Source organism: Microcystis aeruginosa LEGE 91341 (assembly GCF_015206885.1).
Lineage (GTDB): Bacteria > Cyanobacteriota > Cyanobacteriia > Cyanobacteriales > Microcystaceae > Microcystis > Microcystis aeruginosa_H.
In genome coordinates this window covers 13,539-32,739 of the sequence record NZ_JADEXY010000038.1, presented here as the reverse complement: position 1 = coordinate 32,739, position 19,201 = coordinate 13,539, and the positions used below count along the sequence as shown (strand labels likewise).

At 43.8% G+C, this 19,201-nt stretch carries 21 protein-coding genes; 11 read left to right on the top strand and 10 right to left on the bottom strand.

Annotation, left to right across the window (positions count from 1 at the left end):
* Positions 1 to 134 precede the first annotated feature (134 nt).
* Together IQ234_RS07970 and holB are read right to left on the bottom strand one after the other, a co-directional pair.
* Positions 135 to 362 (bottom strand): neurohypophysial hormones like protein, encoded by a 228-nt coding sequence (locus IQ234_RS07970; RefSeq protein WP_110580548.1) that lies wholly within the window; start codon positions 360 to 362, stop codon positions 135 to 137.
* Between the two features lie 311 nt (positions 363 to 673).
* The gene (holB, locus tag IQ234_RS07965) at positions 674 to 1,639 is read right to left on the bottom strand and encodes a DNA polymerase III subunit delta' (RefSeq protein WP_193956702.1); all 966 of its coding nucleotides are present in this window, start codon (positions 1,637 to 1,639) and stop codon (positions 674 to 676) included.
* Positions 1,640 to 1,651: 12 nt separating this feature from the next.
* Here holB and IQ234_RS07960 point away from each other — a divergent pair, with 12 nt between their 5' ends.
* Positions 1,652 to 1,993: a hypothetical protein gene (locus tag IQ234_RS07960; protein ID WP_193956701.1), complete on the top strand. Its 342-nt coding sequence runs from the start codon at positions 1,652 to 1,654 to the stop codon at positions 1,991 to 1,993.
* Positions 1,994 to 2,192: 199 nt separating this feature from the next.
* Here IQ234_RS07960 and IQ234_RS07955 read toward each other — a convergent pair whose 3' ends face one another.
* Entirely contained in the window at positions 2,193 to 4,523 is a 2,331-nt protein-coding gene (locus tag IQ234_RS07955) for a heavy metal translocating P-type ATPase (protein ID WP_193956700.1), read from the bottom strand.
* Positions 4,524 to 4,973: 450 nt separating this feature from the next.
* On the opposite strand from IQ234_RS07955, the gene IQ234_RS07950 reads away from it, so the two are divergent.
* The 3 genes from IQ234_RS07950 to IQ234_RS07940 all read left to right on the top strand — a co-directional run bounded on the left by IQ234_RS07950 (position 4,974) and on the right by IQ234_RS07940 (position 7,183).
* Positions 4,974 to 5,663 (top strand): SDR family NAD(P)-dependent oxidoreductase, encoded by a 690-nt coding sequence (locus IQ234_RS07950; RefSeq protein ID WP_193956699.1) that lies wholly within the window; start codon positions 4,974 to 4,976, stop codon positions 5,661 to 5,663.
* 993 nt (positions 5,664 to 6,656) lie between these two features.
* Entirely contained in the window at positions 6,657 to 6,923 is a 267-nt protein-coding gene (locus IQ234_RS07945; RefSeq protein WP_193956698.1) for a BrnT family toxin, read from the top strand.
* A gap of 2 nt (positions 6,924 to 6,925) precedes the next feature.
* On the top strand, positions 6,926 to 7,183 hold the full coding sequence (locus IQ234_RS07940) for a BrnA antitoxin family protein (protein ID WP_002764754.1): 258 nt from the start codon (positions 6,926 to 6,928) through the stop codon (positions 7,181 to 7,183).
* A 278-nt stretch (positions 7,184 to 7,461) separates the two neighbouring features.
* Here IQ234_RS07940 and IQ234_RS07935 read toward each other — a convergent pair whose 3' ends face one another.
* A complete protein-coding gene (locus IQ234_RS07935) occupies positions 7,462 to 7,683 on the bottom strand; it encodes a type II toxin-antitoxin system HicA family toxin (protein ID WP_193956697.1) in 222 nt (73 codons plus the stop codon).
* A complete protein-coding gene (locus IQ234_RS07930) occupies positions 7,680 to 7,904 on the bottom strand; it encodes a type II toxin-antitoxin system HicB family antitoxin (RefSeq protein ID WP_002779120.1) in 225 nt (74 codons plus the stop codon). Before IQ234_RS07930 ends, IQ234_RS07935 begins: the two co-directional genes overlap by 4 nt.
* Positions 7,905 to 8,442: 538 nt before the next feature.
* Here IQ234_RS07930 and IQ234_RS07925 point away from each other — a divergent pair.
* The 4 genes from IQ234_RS07925 to IQ234_RS07910 all read left to right on the top strand — a co-directional run bounded on the left by IQ234_RS07925 (position 8,443) and on the right by IQ234_RS07910 (position 9,975).
* Positions 8,443 to 8,853: a GIY-YIG nuclease family protein gene (locus tag IQ234_RS07925; RefSeq protein ID WP_228008422.1), complete on the top strand. Its 411-nt coding sequence runs from the start codon at positions 8,443 to 8,445 to the stop codon at positions 8,851 to 8,853.
* Positions 8,854 to 8,856: 3 nt separating this feature from the next.
* Positions 8,857 to 9,063, top strand: coding sequence for a hypothetical protein (locus tag IQ234_RS07920; RefSeq protein WP_002793818.1), 207 nt, complete (start codon positions 8,857 to 8,859; stop codon positions 9,061 to 9,063).
* A 268-nt stretch (positions 9,064 to 9,331) separates the two neighbouring features.
* Entirely contained in the window at positions 9,332 to 9,607 is a 276-nt protein-coding gene (locus tag IQ234_RS07915; RefSeq protein WP_002793815.1) for a hypothetical protein, read from the top strand.
* On the top strand, positions 9,604 to 9,975 hold the full coding sequence (locus IQ234_RS07910) for a clan AA aspartic protease (RefSeq protein ID WP_193956696.1): 372 nt from the start codon (positions 9,604 to 9,606) through the stop codon (positions 9,973 to 9,975). The genes IQ234_RS07915 and IQ234_RS07910 overlap by 4 nt, the downstream gene beginning before the upstream one ends.
* Positions 9,976 to 10,300: 325 nt before the next feature.
* On the opposite strand, the gene IQ234_RS07905 is transcribed toward IQ234_RS07910, so the two are convergent.
* Positions 10,301 to 11,425 carry a hypothetical protein gene (locus IQ234_RS07905; RefSeq protein ID WP_193956695.1) on the bottom strand — a complete coding sequence of 375 codons (1,125 nt, stop codon included), beginning with the start codon at positions 11,423 to 11,425 and terminating at the stop codon, positions 10,301 to 10,303.
* A gap of 844 nt (positions 11,426 to 12,269) precedes the next feature.
* On the opposite strand from IQ234_RS07905, the gene IQ234_RS07900 reads away from it, so the two are divergent.
* On the top strand, positions 12,270 to 13,001 hold the full coding sequence (locus tag IQ234_RS07900) for an OmpA family protein (protein ID WP_193956694.1): 732 nt from the start codon (positions 12,270 to 12,272) through the stop codon (positions 12,999 to 13,001).
* A 55-nt stretch (positions 13,002 to 13,056) separates the two neighbouring features.
* Here IQ234_RS07900 and IQ234_RS07895 read toward each other — a convergent pair whose 3' ends face one another.
* Together IQ234_RS07895 and IQ234_RS07890 are read right to left on the bottom strand one after the other, a co-directional pair.
* A complete protein-coding gene (locus IQ234_RS07895; protein ID WP_193956693.1) occupies positions 13,057 to 13,662 on the bottom strand; it encodes a DUF4760 domain-containing protein in 606 nt (201 codons plus the stop codon).
* Positions 13,663 to 13,796: 134 nt separating this feature from the next.
* Complete coding sequence (locus IQ234_RS07890) at positions 13,797 to 13,943, bottom strand: hypothetical protein (RefSeq protein WP_193956692.1); 147 nt, start codon at positions 13,941 to 13,943, stop codon at positions 13,797 to 13,799.
* A gap of 143 nt (positions 13,944 to 14,086) precedes the next feature.
* Here IQ234_RS07890 and IQ234_RS07885 point away from each other — a divergent pair, with 143 nt between their 5' ends.
* Entirely contained in the window at positions 14,087 to 14,554 is a 468-nt protein-coding gene (locus IQ234_RS07885; RefSeq protein WP_193956691.1) for a hypothetical protein, read from the top strand.
* 441 nt (positions 14,555 to 14,995) lie between these two features.
* On the opposite strand, the gene IQ234_RS07880 is transcribed toward IQ234_RS07885, so the two are convergent.
* Both IQ234_RS07880 and IQ234_RS21595 read right to left on the bottom strand, forming a co-directional pair.
* Positions 14,996 to 16,039, bottom strand: coding sequence for an SGNH/GDSL hydrolase family protein (locus IQ234_RS07880; RefSeq protein WP_193956690.1), 1,044 nt, complete (start codon positions 16,037 to 16,039; stop codon positions 14,996 to 14,998).
* Positions 16,040 to 16,198: 159 nt separating this feature from the next.
* On the bottom strand, positions 16,199 to 16,324 hold the full coding sequence (locus IQ234_RS21595; RefSeq protein WP_265578474.1) for a hypothetical protein: 126 nt from the start codon (positions 16,322 to 16,324) through the stop codon (positions 16,199 to 16,201).
* Between the two features lie 197 nt (positions 16,325 to 16,521).
* Between IQ234_RS21595 and IQ234_RS07875 the strand changes: the two genes are divergently transcribed.
* Complete coding sequence (locus IQ234_RS07875) at positions 16,522 to 18,759, top strand: FdhF/YdeP family oxidoreductase (protein WP_193956689.1); 2,238 nt, start codon at positions 16,522 to 16,524, stop codon at positions 18,757 to 18,759.
* The last annotated feature ends 442 nt before the right edge of the window (positions 18,760 to 19,201 follow it).

Below are 19,201 nucleotides of genomic sequence, written 5' to 3'. Positions count from 1 at the left end.
ATAGATTTTCAATAAAAAAGATGTAAGCCTTGAAAGCACTTAATTTATCAAAATAAATTGATGCAAGTTTGCAGACTTTGAAATTTCAGCTATCTGTAATGAAATTTCAAGTATCTGTAACCCCACATAGGGATTTAGTTATCATCATCGTTATCATCATCGTCATCGTCTTTTTTATCCCGTTGATTATCATCGTCTTTTTGCCGATTTTCCCCGTCTTCATCGTCATCTTCGTCTGTTTGCGGCGATTCCACCGTGGTAGGGACGTTTTTCGGTTCTTCGGCTTCTTTTCCTCCCTGACAAGCGCCTAAAACCGTAGTCAAGGTTAACAGAATCAGCAAAACTAAGGATTTGATTTTCATGGTCTTTCTCCCCACTCGATCGATGAATATAACAATTTTAAGTAGTCGGACATAAATTCTGTTGTCTATCTTAAGAAATGTAAATTGCCGCAATTATTACTGACGACCGACGACCGGCTACTGACTGCTAACCCCACCAACAAACTTTTTGCCGCAAACCCTAGTTAAGGGTTCAAAAACGGCAAAAATAAGGATTAAATGGCCTAAAATCGGTAAATAGACAATTTAATTGCTTATTATTCATTCTTAATTCTCCTGACGACCGACGACCGGCTCCTACCCCCACGAAAAACTTTTTCAGAAAACCCTACTTAAGACTTTTGGGCGTTGGATAGCTTGGCTAATGCCAAGAAAGTGCATTCCCAGACTAAACGGGGTTGAACGTAGGCTAACAGCTGCCGGCGGGTTTTTTCCAAGATTTCTAAAATCGATCGCTCTCGTCGTCGTTGCCAATCCTCATACTGAAGATAACTCACATACCATAATTGGGTTTCCGTGTCAAGAGTTTGAGCGATAATTTTTGCTAATTCCAGTGCTTGGGAGAGTTTTAGGGGAAACTTGCTGAAAGATCGCGGTAAATCTTGGGGGAGACTGTCGAGAAACTCTAAAGCGGCGATCGCTTCTCCCGGGCTACCTTGAGCTAAACCGAGAATTGCCGGATAATTGAGAACGCGAGCGTGTCCGTTAGAGCGCAGGACTTGAGCGAGATTTTCTTCCGAAAGACGCTGAAAAGGGATATGTTGACAGCGAGAAACGAGAGTCGGTAGTAAAGAGGAGGGACTGGGAGCAATCAGGATTAAAGTGGCTTTTCCCGGTTCCTCCAGCGTTTTTAAGAGCGCATTTGCCGCCGATTCCGTCATGGTGTCTGCTTCCTCGATTACCACCACAGAGCGGGCCGATTCGAGGGGAGGACGACTTAAAAAGTTAGTAATCTCGCGAATTTGTTCGATGCGGATTTGCGGGGGAGCTTTACGCTTGAGATTGCTTTCCTGTGCTTCTTTTGCGGTGAGCAGTTTGCCTTGGTGTTGATAAGTGGGTTCAATCCAGAGTAAATCGGGATGATTGCCACCGAGAAAGCGTTTCAGGATTAATTCCCTTGTTTCCGGAGATCGATCTCTAGTTAATAAGTCTTGACAGAAACATTTTGCTGCTAGATTGCGTCCAATCCCCTTAGCGCCGGCGAATAAGTAAGCAGGAGCGATCGAATTGACTTCAAGCGCTCTTTGTAGTAGTTCAATGGCCTGATTTTGACCGATTAACCTTGACCAATTTATCATCTTTTCCCTGCCATGGCTCGCTATTGCTGTTCCTATTTTGTCGGGATTTCTCCTCATCAGACCGGGTTTTTATACGATGATATATTAAGTTTGGGTGAATTTGAAATCATCAAGCGCCGGACCGATGTCTTGCTTTTATCGGAAGTTCCTAACGATGCTTTCTTTCCCCAGTTAGTGAAAGTGGAATTGTTTATCCATCCTCCCACTAGCTCGGAACTTCAGATTGATTTATTGGTAAAAAATCATGAATTGCCCCTGAGAACTAATAATCGTTGTCGGCGATTTTTTGAATCTATTCACCAGATTATTACCAAAAATTATCAAGGTCAATCCCTGACCAGAATTACTGCTTAACCCGATTTGTTCCTGTCTCCGTCAACTGACAAAGACAGGGACAAAATACCATCTTGGCTCTCTTGGGTAACGAACCACAAAGACAGAGAGGACACAGAGATTGATCGCTTTTGTATCAGTGAAACTTATCAGACAAAGAATAAGAGAGCCGCTCTTTTTGGCGCTTGATAGATTGATCGAGAAAAAATCGGTAATTGCTTTAGTTTTCGTTTTCCTGCGTCGATGTGAGCGGAGGAAATTGACGACGTAAAAGCAGGGAATTACTCACTACCATAACCGAACTAAAAGCCATCAAAGCTGCTGCTAGGGCCGGACTGAAAGCTAGACCCCAACGGGGCAGTAATAAACCACCAGCAATGGGAATAGCAAAGGTATTATAACCCAAAGCCCAAAAAAGATTTTGTCGGATTTTTTGCCATGTAGCCAGACTTAAATGCAGAGATTGCACCACATCCTCTAGGCGATCGCTAATTAAAACGATCCCGGCCGTTTCCATGGCCACTTCCGTGCCACCGGCCAGAGCAATACCGATGTTAGCCTGTCCTAGTGCGGGAGCGTCATTGATACCATCCCCGACCATAGCGACGATTTTGCCCTCTTTTGTCTGTAGGTCGGCAATTAAGGCCGATTTTTCGGCGGGAGCAACTTGGGCATAAAATTGACTAATACCCAAACTATTAGCGATCGCTGTCACCACTTCTTGGCGATCTCCACTGAGTAAAATCACCTCTAAACCGAGTTTTTGCAACTGATTAACGGTTGTTTGAGCATCAGGACGTAATCGATCCTGAAAAGCGATCGCGCCGAGTAATTGTTCTTCCATACCCAGATAAATCACCGTTTTACCCGCCTCTAAAAGCTCTTGAATACGGGGGATACTTTCATCGATTTTAATGCCGTTCTGTGCCAACCATTGCGGATTTCCTAGAACAATTTTTGACCCCTGCACCCTTGCCGAAACTCCCAATCCAGCTACAGTTTGAAAATCTTCCCCCGTCAGGTTAGTAGGAGGAGTAACCGCGTCTAAAATCGCCCGAGCAAGAGGATGATTAGTACCACTCTCCACTACTGCCGCTAATTGTTGAATTTCCAGGGGATTAAGCTCAGAAAAACTCAAACAATCGGTAATTTCTGGATGACCTTGGCTAAGGGTTCCCGTTTTGTCAAAAACCACCGTTTGCAGTTGCGAGACGGTTTCCAAAACATCGCCCCCTTTAATTAAAATACCCCGTTCGGCTGCTAAACTGGTTCCCACCAGTAGGGCCGTTGGTGTGGCTAAACCGAGAGCGCAGGGACAAGCGACCACAAGCACAGAAATCGCTAATTTTAGGGATAAAAGTAGGGGAGAAGTGGGTTGAATCATCTCGTGGTGTCCTGTGGTTGATCCTAACACCTCTGGAAAGAGCCTAGTTCCCCAAAAATACCAAAAGAGCAGCACAATTAGGGCAATTATCATGACTCCGTAGGCAAAATAACCCGCTACCCGGTCCGCTATCTTCTGTACTGGGGCCTTGCGAGTTTGGGCTGATTCCACGGCTGCGATAATCTTAGCTAGGGTGGTATCAGTCCCCACCTGACGAGTTTGCACAGCGATCGCACCTGAGAGATTGAAACTGCCAGCAATGACTAAATCTCCCATTTCCTTAACCACCGGCAGCGATTCCCCCGTTAATAAAGCTTCATCTACCGTGGTTCTTCCCTGAATAATCTCCCCATCCACGGGAATTTTTTCCCCGGGTAAGACGCGCACCCATTCCCCGACGCGCAGCTGTTCCACCGGAATGGCCACACCCACACGGTCATCTGTACTACCAATCAGGCGAGCCACTGCCGGTTGTAGGGAAGTAAGCGCTTCTAAGTCTGCGGCTGCGCGATGACGGGAATGCGCTTCTAGAGTCCGTCCGAGGAGAATAAAACCTAACAGCATGACTGGTTCATCGAAAAAGCACTCTAGACCGAGATTAGGGAAGATAAGAGCCAAACAACTGGCTATATAGGCGCTACCTGTGCCTAAACTAACGAGAGTGTTCATATTTGGCATCCCGTGCCGTAATCCCCGCCAACCATCGATGAAAATATCGCGGCCGGGGAATAAAATGGCTAGGGTGGCTAAAGTCCAGTGAAAAGCAATACTTTGAAGGATGGGGATTTCTGGTCCCCCGATGTGGTGTAAGTGACCAATCAGGGAAAAAACCAGTAAACAACAAGCGATCGCTAATCGGTATAATTGTTGTTGCCGTTCTTTTTGTTGGTTTTGCAGCCGTTGATTTTGTTGAGAAAGGGGAGTCGATGAGCTGCGCGGTTGGGTGGGGAATCCAATCGCGGTTAATTTTGCGGCTAACTGCTCTGGTGCGATCGCATCTGGTTGGTATTCAATCACGGCAATTTCCGTGATTAGATTAACTTGGGCCGATTTTACCCCTTGATTTTGGCTGAGTTGTCGTTCCACGGCACTCACACAGCCGGCGCATTTCATGCCTTTTACGTCTAGAGTAGCGGTTTTTAGTCCAGTTTCGGCGGCTAGGATCATAGAAAAGGTAGGCAAGGATGGTCTTTACTTCTATCCTAGAAATTCTCGGCCGATTTTTAAACTATTTTGGCCTGTAGGGTTACAGATAGATGAAATTTCATTACAGATAGCTGAAATTTCAGGTAGCCGATCTGGTAGTGGACTGACACAGCTAAAATAGGGCAATAGATAAGCTCAACTGAGGACATCAATCATGGGAAGAGGTAGGCGAGATAAAGTTCATCTGACAGTCGCACAACGAGAAAACTTTGAACAAATCAGTGGGGAAGGGTTCATCACAGAGTACGCTAATCGGCATAACACGCTTATCGTAATATTATACAGAAAACTTCTCGCGATAACTCCATTTGAGTGTAATACACAAAAAGATTCTTTTAAAAGTGTGTATTTAGCGTCATATACGGCAACTTTCCGCATAATATATAGTTAGGCACACCTGAAATTCCTGACATGGCAAACGTCTTAATCATTGGAGGCAGCAGAGGGATTGGGGAGGCTGTTGCCCGACACCTCGTTGCCAAGTCAGAAAGAGTATTGTCTGTGTCGCGCTCTGCCTCAAAGTATGGTGAGTGGATTAAGGCTGATGTCTCGACTCTTGAGGGAGTCAATACGGTTGCAGAAGCTGCTGGGGAAGGAGTTCTAGATTCTCTTCTCTACATGGGAGGCACTTGGGAGACAAATGCCTTTACGTCATCATACTCATTTACAAGTTGCTCTGATGAGGACATTACTAGAGTTCTAAATGTCAATCTCTTGGCACCCATCAGAATCGTAAAGGCACTGCTGCCTGCTTTGAGAAAGTCCAGCAATCCCAAGATCATCTTCATGGGAGCTCTTTCCGGGCGTGATAACTTTCCCAGCAGAGAGGTCGCAAATTCTGCTTCGAAGTTTGGGCTCCGAGGCGTGGTCCACTCATTGCGTGAAGAGCTTCGGCCTGACCGGATGTCTGTGACAGTGATCAATCCAGGTAATGTGGGAACTCCAGAGGTTCTCTCGGACCTGGCAGAGAATGGAGCTCCCGCAACAGATGCGATTCCGCTTAAAGATTTACTTATGATTATCGACTGCGTTTTGTGCTTATCCCGCCAAACCTGTATCAAGGAGATTGATGTGCCTGCCATGTCCGGCAAGGGTGCCTAACACCACCATGCACCTGAGCCGCCACCGCAAATTAGTCCCCGTTGCGTGATGCTATATGCGGCCAGGTGATGGTGAGCGTTATGCCTAACCGATACGCTCATTAAAGTTGTCTATTATCAGTGCGATCGCCGATCTTGTAGGGTGCGTTAATGAAATGTAACGCACCTTATCTAATGTCCAAAATTCGTGCGTCACGCTAACGCTAACACACCCTACTGGACTGTTTCAGTTAATGAAATGTAACGCACCTTATCTAATGTTCAAAATTCGTGCGTTACGCTGACGCTAACACACCCTACTGGACTGTTTCAGTTAATGAAATGTAACGCACCTTATCTAATGTTCAAAATTCGTGCGTTACGCTGACGCTAACACACCCTACTGGACTGTTTCAGTTAATGAAATGTAACGCACCTTATCTAATGTTCAAAATTCGTGCGTTACGCTGACGCTAACACACCCTACTGGACTGTTTCAGATCTCGTAGGGTGCGTTAATGAAATGTAACGCACCTTATCTAATGTTCAAAATTCGTGCGTTACGCTAATGCTAACACACCCTACTGGACTGACACAGCTAAAATAGGGCAATAGATAAGCTCAACTGAGGACATCAATCATGGGAAGATGTAGGCGAGATAAAGTTCATCTGACAGTCGCACAACGAGAAAACTTTGAACAAATCAGTGGGGAAGGGTTCATCACAGAGTACGCTAATCGGCATAACAGGCTTATCGTAATCTCTGGATGATCTTGGAGACGATTCCTTGGAGCATCAACATGAGCAAGCTTGTAAGCTTTCAATGGTAACTACTGTTAGCACCATTGAAAGCTTAGGTTGAGGATTAATGATTCTGATACAATCTTCAGTCAAAGCTAAGTTGACCACTAAGGTTATCTGGCAAGCCAAAAGCTTACAGTAATTTACAGAGTCAACGAGCACGAAAAGAGTTTACTGCTGGTAGTATGTACAGATGTGCATACTATAATTGAGATGGCTTACCAATGGAATAGAGACAAGGCAGCAACCAATCTTCGCAAGCACGGTATTGACTTTGCTGATGCAGTATCGGTTTTTTCAGATGATCTGGCAATTACCATTCCAGACGAACGGTTTGGTGAGGAACAGTTTGTCACAATCGGTGTCGATGCTTTTGGCAGGGTTTTAGTGGTTGTTTACACGATACGGGACGATGAAACTCGGATCATCTCCGCCCGCAAAGCAACTCGGCAAGAACGACAACAGTATGAGGAAGGATAATTATGGAAGCGGAATATGATTTTAGTCAGGGTAAACGAGGGGCGATCGATCCAATACCACCTGGAAAAACTCGTATCACAATCCGGTTAGATGATGAGGTTTTAGCGTGGTTTCGTGAGCAAGTTCATTTAGCAGGTGGAGGAAACTACCAAACCCTTATTAATGAAGCATTGCACCAGTATATTCAGCAAAGCCGTGAGCCTTTGGAAGAAACCCTACGCAGAGTTGTTCGTGAAGAACTTGAGCGCATTGAGCGATGAAGTGCTTGCAGAGGGCTAACATTCAAATGCAGCGGACGGTTGAAAGCCGCTGGCGCTGAGTTCGAGGATATCTGCCGCCGCTGATTTGAGACGTTATGCCGACCAGCGCGTCAAGTGCGATCGTTCCGATTGTAGTGATCGCCGCTCTGGTAGGGTGGGTTAATGAAATGTAACGTACCGATGATATTTTGCAGGTTTATGCCGACAATTTTATGGGTTGCTCTAGAACCGGAAAATTCTGAATTATCTGTGGGAGTGTAATCCCATAGTAAAATGCTTTATAAAAGCTCAACAAATTCGTCAACGCTCAAGCCGACTTGCCGAATAATTGCGCGTAAAGTACCTCGATCTAGTTCTTTATGATCTGGTACCGAGACTGTTGTTTTGGGAGCTTCACGTGCTAAAATCATGTGACTTCCACGCTGACGCTCTACGGCAAAGCCTATTTGCTCAAGTGCTTTTACACATTCTGCGCCTGAGATAACACGTAATTTACTCATACCAGAATGACCTCAACCGTATCATTGGGAACAGGTTCACCCCGATCCTGTAAAACTTCGATATACAGAGCGATTGCCTCTTCAATATTGGCTAGAGCCTCCTCACGAGTTTTTCCCTGGCTAATACATCCTGGCAAACTAGGAACTTCGACAACAAAGTAACTATCCTCACCAGGATAGAGAAGTACTTTACGGCTGGATTCAGCTTGTGGTTTAACCATAATCATTGCTCGATAACTATTTGGTTGTTTCATTCAAATATTAACATTTTATGTTCTAGAACCAGTGTGATGCCGAAGGCACTGCGTAGCAGCACGCCGCTCTTGTAGGGTGCGTTAACGAAGTGTAACGGTGCGATTCGTTTCTAGGGGAATAAATAGCCTAGAGTGCTGATAAAACAGCATAACTGACAAAAAGGATGTAGGTGAAAGACCTACCCTGTAAGGGACACAGTGACTCCCGACCTGCCCCCAGTGACTGGACTCGGAAATCTAGAGGCTGAAGCGGGGAACAAGGACGCAATCAGAGCCAAAACAGATAGGCGCAAGGAGCGTTAACGGGGAGATCGCCGCTCTTGTAGGGTGTGTTAATGAAATGTAACGCACCTTATCTAATGTTCAAAATCCGTGCGTTACGCTGACGCTAACACAGGCTATATCATATCGATCGCCAAGATTAAGTGATTGCCAAGGCGATCGGGCATAACACAATGTGATCGTTCTGATCGTTAATGAAATGTAAAGCATCTTTTTCTGTGGCATGATCGGTTCGACAACCGACAATCTGCCTTCCGTGCCAACGAACAACTCTGAAATACAAAACCAAGCAAAAAGCGTCTTGGATGCAATTGCCTTTACTCCCTTTGAGCAATGCCAACCCTTGAGCCGGGATTTTAGCGACATTCCTGATTTTCCTGGCATTTACGCAGTCAGGCATAGATCTCAGGGATTGCTTTACATTGGTAAAACCAAAAGTTTACGAGGTCGTTTTAAGGGTGGACACAAAGCTTTTTTGTGGGCTTGGCTGGATCAATACAACAGCGAAGATGTGCGCCTAGCGGTGCAGACAATACCTTACTGGAAAAACCCTGCGCTACTATTAGAATTAGAGGCGATCATTTTGAGAGCGACTGAGCCACCGTATAATGTCCCAATTCCTATGGAGTCCTAACCCATGCAAGCGAAACTTTCAGAGCAAATCTCGTCCACTGATGCAGAAATTATTTTAAGACGCTTACCAGACTGGATTCAGGATGCTTTGATTGCTCGCGCTACTGAAATTGATTATCCCGTTGAAGCGATTCTTGAGATGGCGATCGCCAGTTTTTTAGACACAGAAGCATTAAGTTTTGCCGACTGTAAGCCAGGGCGAGGTCAATAAGTGCGATGCCGAAGGCGCTGCCTAGCAGTACGCAATCGCCGTAGGGTGCGGACGGTACAGAGTGCGATCGCCGATCTTGTAGGGTGCGTTCTCTAATGCAAGTCCTACTGCTCCAGCGATCGATTTTGGGGAACGCACCATGCACATTTATTGAAACTGTGAGGTTAGGTGCGGTGCTGCTCTTGTGGGCCCAGTTGAGGAATGTTAGCGAAGATTCCCAATGTTTAGGTTAAAATAGAGGGGCAAAAGTTGCCACAGGGTCGCTTCAATGACAGTTCGACAACCCCGCTACAGCAAAGAAGAATTTGCCCGACGTGGACACGAAGTCTATGAATCTCAGGTACGCTCCCAAATCGAGGAAGGGAATCATGGGAAGATTGTAGCAATAGACATCGAAACAGGGGCTTTTGAAGTGGCTGACGACAGCCTAACAGCTGCTAAACAACTGTTAATACGTTTTCCTGATGCACAAATATTTGGTATTCGCATTGGACACCGTGCCGTCCATCGTTTTGGCTTTCGTTCCCCCAGTGTGTTGCCATGATGATGGGGAGCGTCAATTCGCGCCGAGAAGCAATTATTCAATTCGTAGTGCTAGGCGAAAATCACCAGAGGCAAGCGATTAAAGCAGTTATTGACACTGGTTACACTGGATTTCTCACGTTGCCTTCCGCTATCATTACAACACTAGGATTAACGTGGTATATGCAAGAAGAGGGAATCTTGGGCGATGGAAGCCTCTGTATGTTTAACGTATTTGAGGCAACTGTGATCTGGGATGGTCAGATCAAATCTATTGAAATCAATGAGTCAGAGACAGAGCCATTAGTTGGTATGGGTTTACTTGAGGGCTATGAGTTGAATATTCAGGGTTTTGCTGGGGGATTAGTGACAATTAAACCTTTGTCATAGTCTCTAGTTAGGGCTTGCTGAAAAAGTTTTTCGTGGGGACAGGGTGTGGGGTGTGGGCTTCGGCCGTGAGCTCAGGCTTCGACGGTGAGCTCAGCCGAACCGCCGAACGGGTGTGGGGTGTGGGTTTTTACCCATTTTCATCTGGTAAATTACCTAATTTTCAGGGAAAAAGTCCCGGAATTTTCCCCCCGATCCCTCCCAGAACTGGTACTTTTTGATTGACAAAAAGTCTAAAAGTCTTACCCAACAAGGTTTTTAGATTTATTCAGCAAGCCCTAATTAGTGCTGCATGAAAACACAAAGAAATAGAAAATTCAAGAGCGATTCACTTACTGTCGGTAAGTCCTATTTCCTGTAACCTCCTCTTCAACCCAGACCGGTTACTGTACTGTTCGTAAATCTGGTTCAGGCGCTCTTGGAAAACGGGCAAGCTGTTTTGATATTCGGCTAAATCTCTTAATTTGACCAACAATTTAACAGCCTCATCGTAGGATTTAGACTGGGCTTTCTGAATTAGGGACTCGACTTGCTGCCAAACTTGCGCTTCCCTTTTAGCTAAAGCTTGTAGTTCCTCAATTCGCTTGGCTTCTGCTTCTTGTTGTTGCCGTTTTTCTGCCTTTTTTCCTTCCTCAGAAGCAGCCTCAAGAAGTTCTTGGATCGTGCGTCGAGGCTGGTTAGAGGGGGGAGAAGTAGGGATTAATTGAGACAGCTTTTGTTTGAATTTAGCAGATAAATTCAGTTCTCCTTTAGCCAATCTTAATAGGAAATCTTGACGTTCAGAAGCCGATAATTGGCTAATAGCTTGTTGCCAAGTTTGCTCCGAGATAGTTGTTAGTTTACCACTGGATGCACAAGCAACATTTAATAAGTGTTCGTCCAATTCAAAGATTTCTGTAAAAGCCTTTTGAGATGCAGAAAGTTGATTTAGTCCGGGGGGTAAAGGAGGTTCTAGTTGGGTCTTATCGATGTCTATATATCCCTCGGATAAGTCAATAGCTTTCAGCCAGGCTAAATATAATCCTCGATAGTCTTGCTGGAGAATTTCTTGGCGTAATCCTATCAATTCCGATAGAATCCCTTCTCCTTCTATCCAGTCATTAAAACCTTCTTCTTGACTAAATTCCCAATCTAAAATTGCCCAATCTCCCGCAAAAGATAAGCTGATATAATTATCGATACAGTAAAGTTCAATTGCTTCTCGGTTGATCAGGGATGTGGGAAAACGAAACATTAATTGCTGTGTTCCCCAGTTGGCGATGTAGTACATGATATCGAAATACCGAGCTAGTACCTGTTTGGGATCCCCCCGAAAATTGCCGTAACTATAGTTGAAACTGGCACTCGTTGCCGTCGGTTTGACGCGGCTCGATAGCTCGCCTATGGCAGCCCTTTCCTCTTGGGTGAGGTGGCGATCGATAGCTTGGAATTCGTAATATTGGTATTCGCTCATGGCGTGTAACCTATCTCAAGGTTTATGATCGATATGCTGATAATTGTACGGGGATAGTCAGGGTTTGCTGAATAAATCTAAAAACCTTGTTGAACTCACTTTCCGCACTTCTTAATATTCAATTGATAATTTTTACTAATATATTGCTTAAAACCCTTTGCCAGTAAGGATTATAGCTACAATGATAGATTTTTATCAAGGTGAAGAATTGTAATTTTTTTTCTCAGAAAAAAATCAATTATTGAAAATGTTCTCAATAGTAGTTTCTACAATGAAGGTTTTTCGTCAAAACATCTTGGGGAATGTAAAAATATATAAAAGTATATGAAGATGTGCGGAATGTCGGCCTATAACTAAAGATAGATAAGACGGGACGGGCGATCTCGGATGTATTAGGAATGGCAAGAATATGCAAATCACCCGATCTTTACCGATAAGGAAAAAGTTCGGGTGATTACTCGGTAATTTACTCTCATTGGTCTTTGCAAGAAATCTAATCTATTCCTTTGGATAGTGGCGCGGTCAAAATCGATAGGATTACAATTTCTTTTGTTAAACACTTTAGCGATCGCTGGATATTTCTGCGATTCATTGTCGGCTAACCGTTAAATTTTATGAAAACAGCCTCATTTGTTGAGATTATCGGAGATAGAGTAAGATTAGGTGAATAAGAGGGAGATAATTAGAGCCTTTTGTCGCTTTTCCTGACTATTAGCAGGTCGGTTTGGCGGGTACGGCGATGGCGTGTTTTTGAATTTAAAGTGCGATCACTGTCCTCAAAGAGCAGTTTGCGGTGGGGACAGTGGCGGCGAAGATTATTCAGCCGAAGGTAGGGCTTTGAACTATGCAAAAATTGCCAGTAAAATCAATGTTAAAACGGGTTGCGTCAATTTCTAAATGGGGTGGGCTAATTGTCGGAATATTAGCTAAATGGGGTGGGCTAATTGTCGGAATATTATTAGTGCCATCCACGATTTATTTATTAAAATTGAATTATGACATTTCCAACCAAATACTAAAATATCAACCGACATCGGTTAACCCCCCTTTTCCTGACAAGGAAGTAGAAGCTCTTATTGCAAATATAAAAGTTCTCATTGCCCAAATAAAAATAGATATGAAAACAGGTGATGAAAATAGAACTTTAGAACTAATCTTTAAACTTATCTTGCAACTCGCTAGATTACTGGTAATTTCCAGACAAGATAACCAGCCACAACCGGATTTTACAGTCCACTTTGAATTTAACGAAGCTCAAGTAACACCTGCTGGTAGAGTAAAAATTGGGCGAGCAATCCAATTTGCAGATCAAAACAAATCTAAAATGGTTTTTATTTACTGCTACGCCGATCGAGTAGGCAAAGAATCCTTTAACTTTAGTCTTTCCGAAAAGCGGTGTAATGCTGTCATCGATATTTTAGTTGATGAAAAAATCTCTCGTGATCGGATTAAGCCCTGTCCATTGGGAGAATATAAACATCATTCTCATACAGATGATGAGATTCGAGAGCCTGAGAATCGACTGGCAGAAATAGAGATCACAAACGAACAGAAAGATTGCCCAAAGCCAAAGTAAGTTTGATTAAACATCTCCAATAATTAGTATGACTCCCCTATTGTGCTGAGGTTTCTCACCTCCATAGATTAAACTTTTCCTCTATTGATTTCCAAGCATCTGGTGCATTTGCATTATTACGAAATTCCTTTATGGCTGGCTGAAAATAAAACCATGATTTTAATATTAAATATTTGGCAGAGTCCTTAACTAATTCTTCATCTATTATTTCCTTATCAAGAGCGATACACATATAATCTAAGTAATTGAGGAATGAGATAATTAGGTATTTATCATTTCCCGTAGTCATTGCTGTATTTGGACACTGTCCACTATTGCTATAAATATCGTAACCGTATCTTGCTAATTGATTTCTTATTTTTAGTGCCTTATCTAAAATAGTGCCTAACAGGAACTCATGACCAGATTTACTACGATTTAACTGAATTTCTCGAAGTCCTCCGATGAGAGTGGTACCTCCCCCTAACAACAATAATATCTTTTCAGTTAGGTTTATTGATCGAGTAGCCATGTCATATATTTGACTGTGGTTCTCTGTCTTTGGTTCAGATTCCAAACGGTAAATAGCTACTCCCGATAACAAGAGGACAGAAAGCCCGACAATGCCTGTAGAAAAAAGAAGTAAGTAAAAAAGTAATTTTAAGAATTGACGTTCCGACATCTTTTATCTTCCCCATAGCAATTACCCTAATATTTTACCATGCTACCAGCAGAAATGATCGCTTCTGGCACAGCGTAAGCAAATCACTCCCCACGATGTCTCTTCTCTCACTACACAAGGCGATACTTAGATTATTAACCCTCCCAGTATGCGCCTATGCCATGAACAACCTCCTGACCGTAGGCATTACCAGCCTGACTGCGTTGGCACTTGCTCTCCCCAACCTCAAAAGCCTGTTGTAGTAAAAAACCGATCACTATGTCAAAATATTTGCATACCATAGGTGTTGTGACGCTACTTAATTAGAGAACAAGGTGATAACAAAACTGTTCACTGACTCTAGTTAACAATTTCTCTCTTAGCGTGGGAAATAAAAAATGGGTATAACAAAAAAGAAACGATTTCTACTAATCGAGGTTAGAATATGCACCTTATCGCCAATGTAAGCTTTGGTTTGTGGGCATTGTTGCCTCCGGGATGGATTTTCATGGCGGCTATAATTGCATTAGAAACAATAGTCCTTTCACGCACTCTATACGGAAACTGGTGGGAAGAAAAGAGTGCTTTTGCCGCATTTTATGCGAATTTTATTAGCGGTGCTTTGGGATTTGGACTCTCACTTCTCGCTAATGGCGGTTGGTGGCTGGTTATCTGGATGCCTTGGGTGAGCAGTCATGAAGTTGATATTCCAGCCGAGCTTCTGGCTATCAGTATTTACTATATTATTTGTTTCATCCTCTCCGTCGCAATAGAGGGACTGTTTTTACAATACTTTCTCAAACGATATTTCTCTAGACTAGAAATCTGGAAAGCCTGTTTGCTCGCCAATACCCTATCCTATGCCGTTGGAAGCATATTTATGTATTCGCTAAGTTTCAGTGTAAAAGAATGAAAAATACGCTTAGACAATGTTTAAAAAGGACTAACCTAAACAAGATAATAGGGGTTTCAGAAACTGATTGTTAACTAGACAATAATGTTTTCAGCCACAGATTTGAACTTTTTAAACATTTCTTCGAGTAAATCTATAGACTGACTATTTGGATAAACTCGCTCTAGAAATCTTCGAGGGCTAATAACTTGAAAATACCGGATAAAACCACCATAGTGAGTCGCAAGACCCTTTAATTTTTCGGGATTTCCCCGATTCTCTGATTTTTCCTGCTCGTCGCCATTAACGATCTATTTTTCGGAATCGGGAGGACCGTACCATTTTTCTTTATTCGTGGCAAGTATATTACTCTTTTCTTCTTTTCTGGCAGAGGAGTTGAGGGTGAGGGCAATTAACCATCTCTGCCATTACTTTTGAAAAATGGTATAACGATTTTTCTACCTACCGAAGTAAAGATTTACTCCTTCCTTCAACCGCTTTTACCCGGAAAGCGGGATCGCTGGCCCGGTTAGGTTTTCTTTTCATCGTTACCTGCGCCACTTTAACGCCTAAACCGACAAAAGCGACGATAACGATCGCGCCTGTCGCGTCCGGTTCGGGAACGCTGGCGAGGGTTGTCGAGGCGAGACCAGCGATCGCTCGATGGGTTACGGTCGTGGGATGGAAACTGTCCCAGAAAAGATACTCGGAGGGATTCGCGCAGATCTGCCCAGTAGTGGTATTCAAACAAGCATCCCTGACGTTGGTTAAACCGTAGCGAGACGGATCGTTGTAGGTGTTCTCGAAGAGAGAGTAGATATCTAGCGGGATCAGAGTGGCCGCAGTCGAGGGAGCGTTTTGGAGGGCTTGAAGCGCCGTGGCTAATTTCTGATTATGCTTTAGGGCTAGATCCGTCATCCCCGGTATTCCCGCCTGACTGGGTAATTTCCCGAGATCCGGTAGATTTGGAACGATCACCGTTTTCGCCCCGACCCCAGGGGAGATCAGGGTTTGAACCGCCGCGATAATGTTACCGACTACGGCATCGGGGTCGGTACTGAAACCGAAAAGATAGTCGTTAGCCCCGGCCCAGACGACGAAGAGATCGCGAGCGTCGAAAGTTGATAGGAACAGGTTCGCGACGAACTCGTCGATCTCGTCGAGTAATCCGGGAAAATCCCCCCCGAACAAGAGTTCGGCCACGTTCTGGCGACCGCTGGTGGCCCCGCCGTAGGCAACATTCAGCACCGCGCCATTCGGCAGTCCGAAATCTTGCTGTAAATACTCGATCCAGAGTGGACCGTTAGAAAAGCGCCCGTTCGCGTAGGGGGGACTAGGTGGGTAAATATTGCCCGTTAGCTTATATAAATTTCCCGGATCCGATAGGCTATCCCCGAATACCTGAAAACTATCGAAGGTTGCCCCTAGAGTCTTGAAAGGAGAAAGGAGAGTCAGGAAGGTAATTCCCGCCGTGGTGATTAGTGATTTTGTTAATAAATATTTCATCGATTCGCCAATGCAAAAATGAAACGCATCAACCTCAAGAGTTGACCAAGAAAGGCTCATCAGGTACTGTCTGATCAATACAAGAACAAATCAGACCCAAACAAAAATGAACCGCCCACATCTTAACATAGAATAAAGAAACTTGTTCTAACAACTTAGTTAAGAGGTGGGGCAATCGCACATAATTCTTAACACTTTTGGAATATGGACATAAATCAATTTTTGTTTTGCTCGCAGATCGGCGATAATCTCTTTTAAATGTTGAAAGTCTTCATTTTCATTCATCGGAATTATCATTTTTAATAGACATCTCCCTAGTCTGATAAAATCACAATCATAGAGTATTGTCAATAACCAGCCGTAGCTTACCCGGTCGTTTATCCGTTGCTCATGCACTTTTTAAAAAATGGTGATAAACTCAACTGTACTGGGTACACTCTCTCTATCGGAGGGATTTGAGAAAAAATCGGGAGAAAAAATCGATGAACGAACTAGAAACATCCAACAAAATTGAGGCGGGTGGGGGTTTTCCCATATTACAATATTGGGCAGAAAAAACCCTCTCTCCTCAAGGGGTTAAACTCTGGCAAACCTTAAATCATAAAAGTGCCTGTTTAGCTTGCGCTTGGGGAACGGGAGGACAAAAGGGCGGTTTTGTCAACGAAGCGGGGGAAAGTCTGCAACGTTGTCTCAAAAGTGTCGAGGCAGTTACTTCCGAATTAATGCCAGGTATTAAAACCGATTTTTTTCAGACCTATCATCTCGCTCAATTACAGTCCTTAACCTCCCTAGAATGCGATCGCTTGGGTCGTTTCAGTTATCCCGTCCTCTTAAAAGCCGGAGAAAGTCACTATCAACGTATTAGTTGGGAAGAAGTGTATCGATTAGCCGAACAAGCTTTTCATCAACCGTCCGAGACCATTGCCTCCTATAGTTCGGGACGTTCTTCTAATGAAGCCGCCTATCTCTTACAATTGTTTTTCCGGGCATTAGGAAGTAATAATTTAGCCGATTGTTCCGATCTCTGTCATGCCGCCTCGACCGTAGGCTTAAAACAGGTTTTCGGCTCCGGAACTTCGATGGTCAGTCTGGAAAGTTTAAAACAAGCCGATTGTGTGGTATTGATCGGTTCTAACGCTCCGGCTAATCATCCTCGCCTGATGAATGAATTAATTCAAATTCGTGATCGCGGTGGTAAAATTATTATTATTAACCCGCAAATTGAAGTCGGATTGGTCAAATTCTCCTCCCCCGCTTTTCCGATTAAATCTTTATTGCGGGGCGGTTCCGATATTTCGACTCTCTACCTACAGCCGATACCGGGTAGCGATACTGCCCTATTCGTCGGATTACAAAAATCTTTAATTGAACAAAATTTAGTGCGGTGGGATTATCTCAAATCTCATACAGAAAATTGGCAATCTGTTATAGATTATGCCCGACAAACACCCTGGGAAACCATTACTAAAACCTGCGGTTTATCCCGAGAAGAAATTGAAGCAACCGCCGCCCTTTTCGGCAATTTAGAGCGTGTGGTTTTCGCTTGGGCGATGGGGGTTACACAACAGGAAAACGGGGTAGATAATATTATCAGTATTGCCAATACCGCTTTAATGACGGGAAATGCTGGCAAAATCGGAGCCGGAACCATGCCAATCAGAGGTCATTCTAATGTACAGGGCTTCGGTTCTATGGGCGTTACGGTGAGATTACGTCAGGAAATCGCCGAGGCACTTGCTCAACTTTTAGGAAAGCCATTAAATATAACCGGCGGTTATGATACCAGGGCATTAATTGAAGCTGCCGAACGGGGAAAAATCAACACCCTTTTCTGTTTGGGAGGTAATCTTTATGGGGCAAATCCAGATTTAAATCAAGCAAAAAAAGCCTTAGCTCAAATTGATACGATTTTCTATGTTGCCACCAAGCCAAATTTAGGACATTTTCAGGGATTAGCCCGACAAAATACGGTAATTTTACCCGTATTCGCTCGCTTTGAAAATCCTCACCCGACAACCACCGAATCGGGCAATAATTTTGTCCGTTTTAACGAGCGGGGAAGCAGTCATCTACAGGGTTCCGATATGGATATTATCTCGGAAGTAGAACTATTAACAAATATTGCCGTCAAGGTTTTAGGCACAAACCCGATTGATTGGTCGAGATTACACGATACCGCCTATATTCGTCAGTTAATCGCCAAAACGATTCCGGGTTATGAAAAGATCGGGCAATTAGATCAAACCCAAACAGAATTTACCATTAGCGGACGGATTTTTACCGAACCCCATTTTCCAACATCGACCGGAAAAGCGCAAATGTCTGTCACCCCTTTACCCACTTTAAAAGCACCGCAAAAGCAAGATTTCAATCAACCAGAAAATGCCCCCGGAATTGCCCTGATTCTCGGAACAGGACGCAGTTATGGACAACATAACACCGTTGTTTATCAAGTGGGCGATAAATATCGGGGAATGCCTCACCGTCATTGTTTATTGATCAACGCCGAAGATGCCAAAAAAGCGGGCTTTCAAGAACATCAACGAGTCACCGTTCAAGGAGATGCTGGTAAATTAGAGAATATCGAAATTATCTTCGGTCCGATTCGCGAAGGTGTTGGCTTTATGTTCTATCCCGAAGCCAATGTTTTATTCAAAGCTAAAATCGACCCTCGCTGTGGGACTCCTGCTTATAAACGAGTTCCCGTCTGGGTTTTTTAGTTATCAACTCCTCAGAGGATGTTTGAAAAGGGTAACAGGTAGCGTAGCCGTCTAGTAGCTGTAGCTGTAGGGTGCGTTCGCTAATGCAAGTCCAAATATTCCACCAATAGATTTTGGGGAACGCACCATGCACATTGATGGAAGTCGTTAGACCGCTTTAATTTTAGGGTAATAGTTGCTAAAGTCCGCTAACTTCACCGGTGAAGCCACCTAGGCAGAGGTTTTTGATCGCTAAAAAATTCTTTCTTCTCCATAAAAACGATAAAATCTCTATTCTGCAAGCATAAAGAGGCTTCAGGCAGATTTAAAGGCACATTCAAGGGATATAAATCGAATATTTACAGTTTTTTCAGCTAATCAAGCCATTAATGGCTTGATTTATCTGCAGCTAACCCAAACAGTATAATTTTTTCTTCGATGTATTGAAAATGTTTTTTATTTC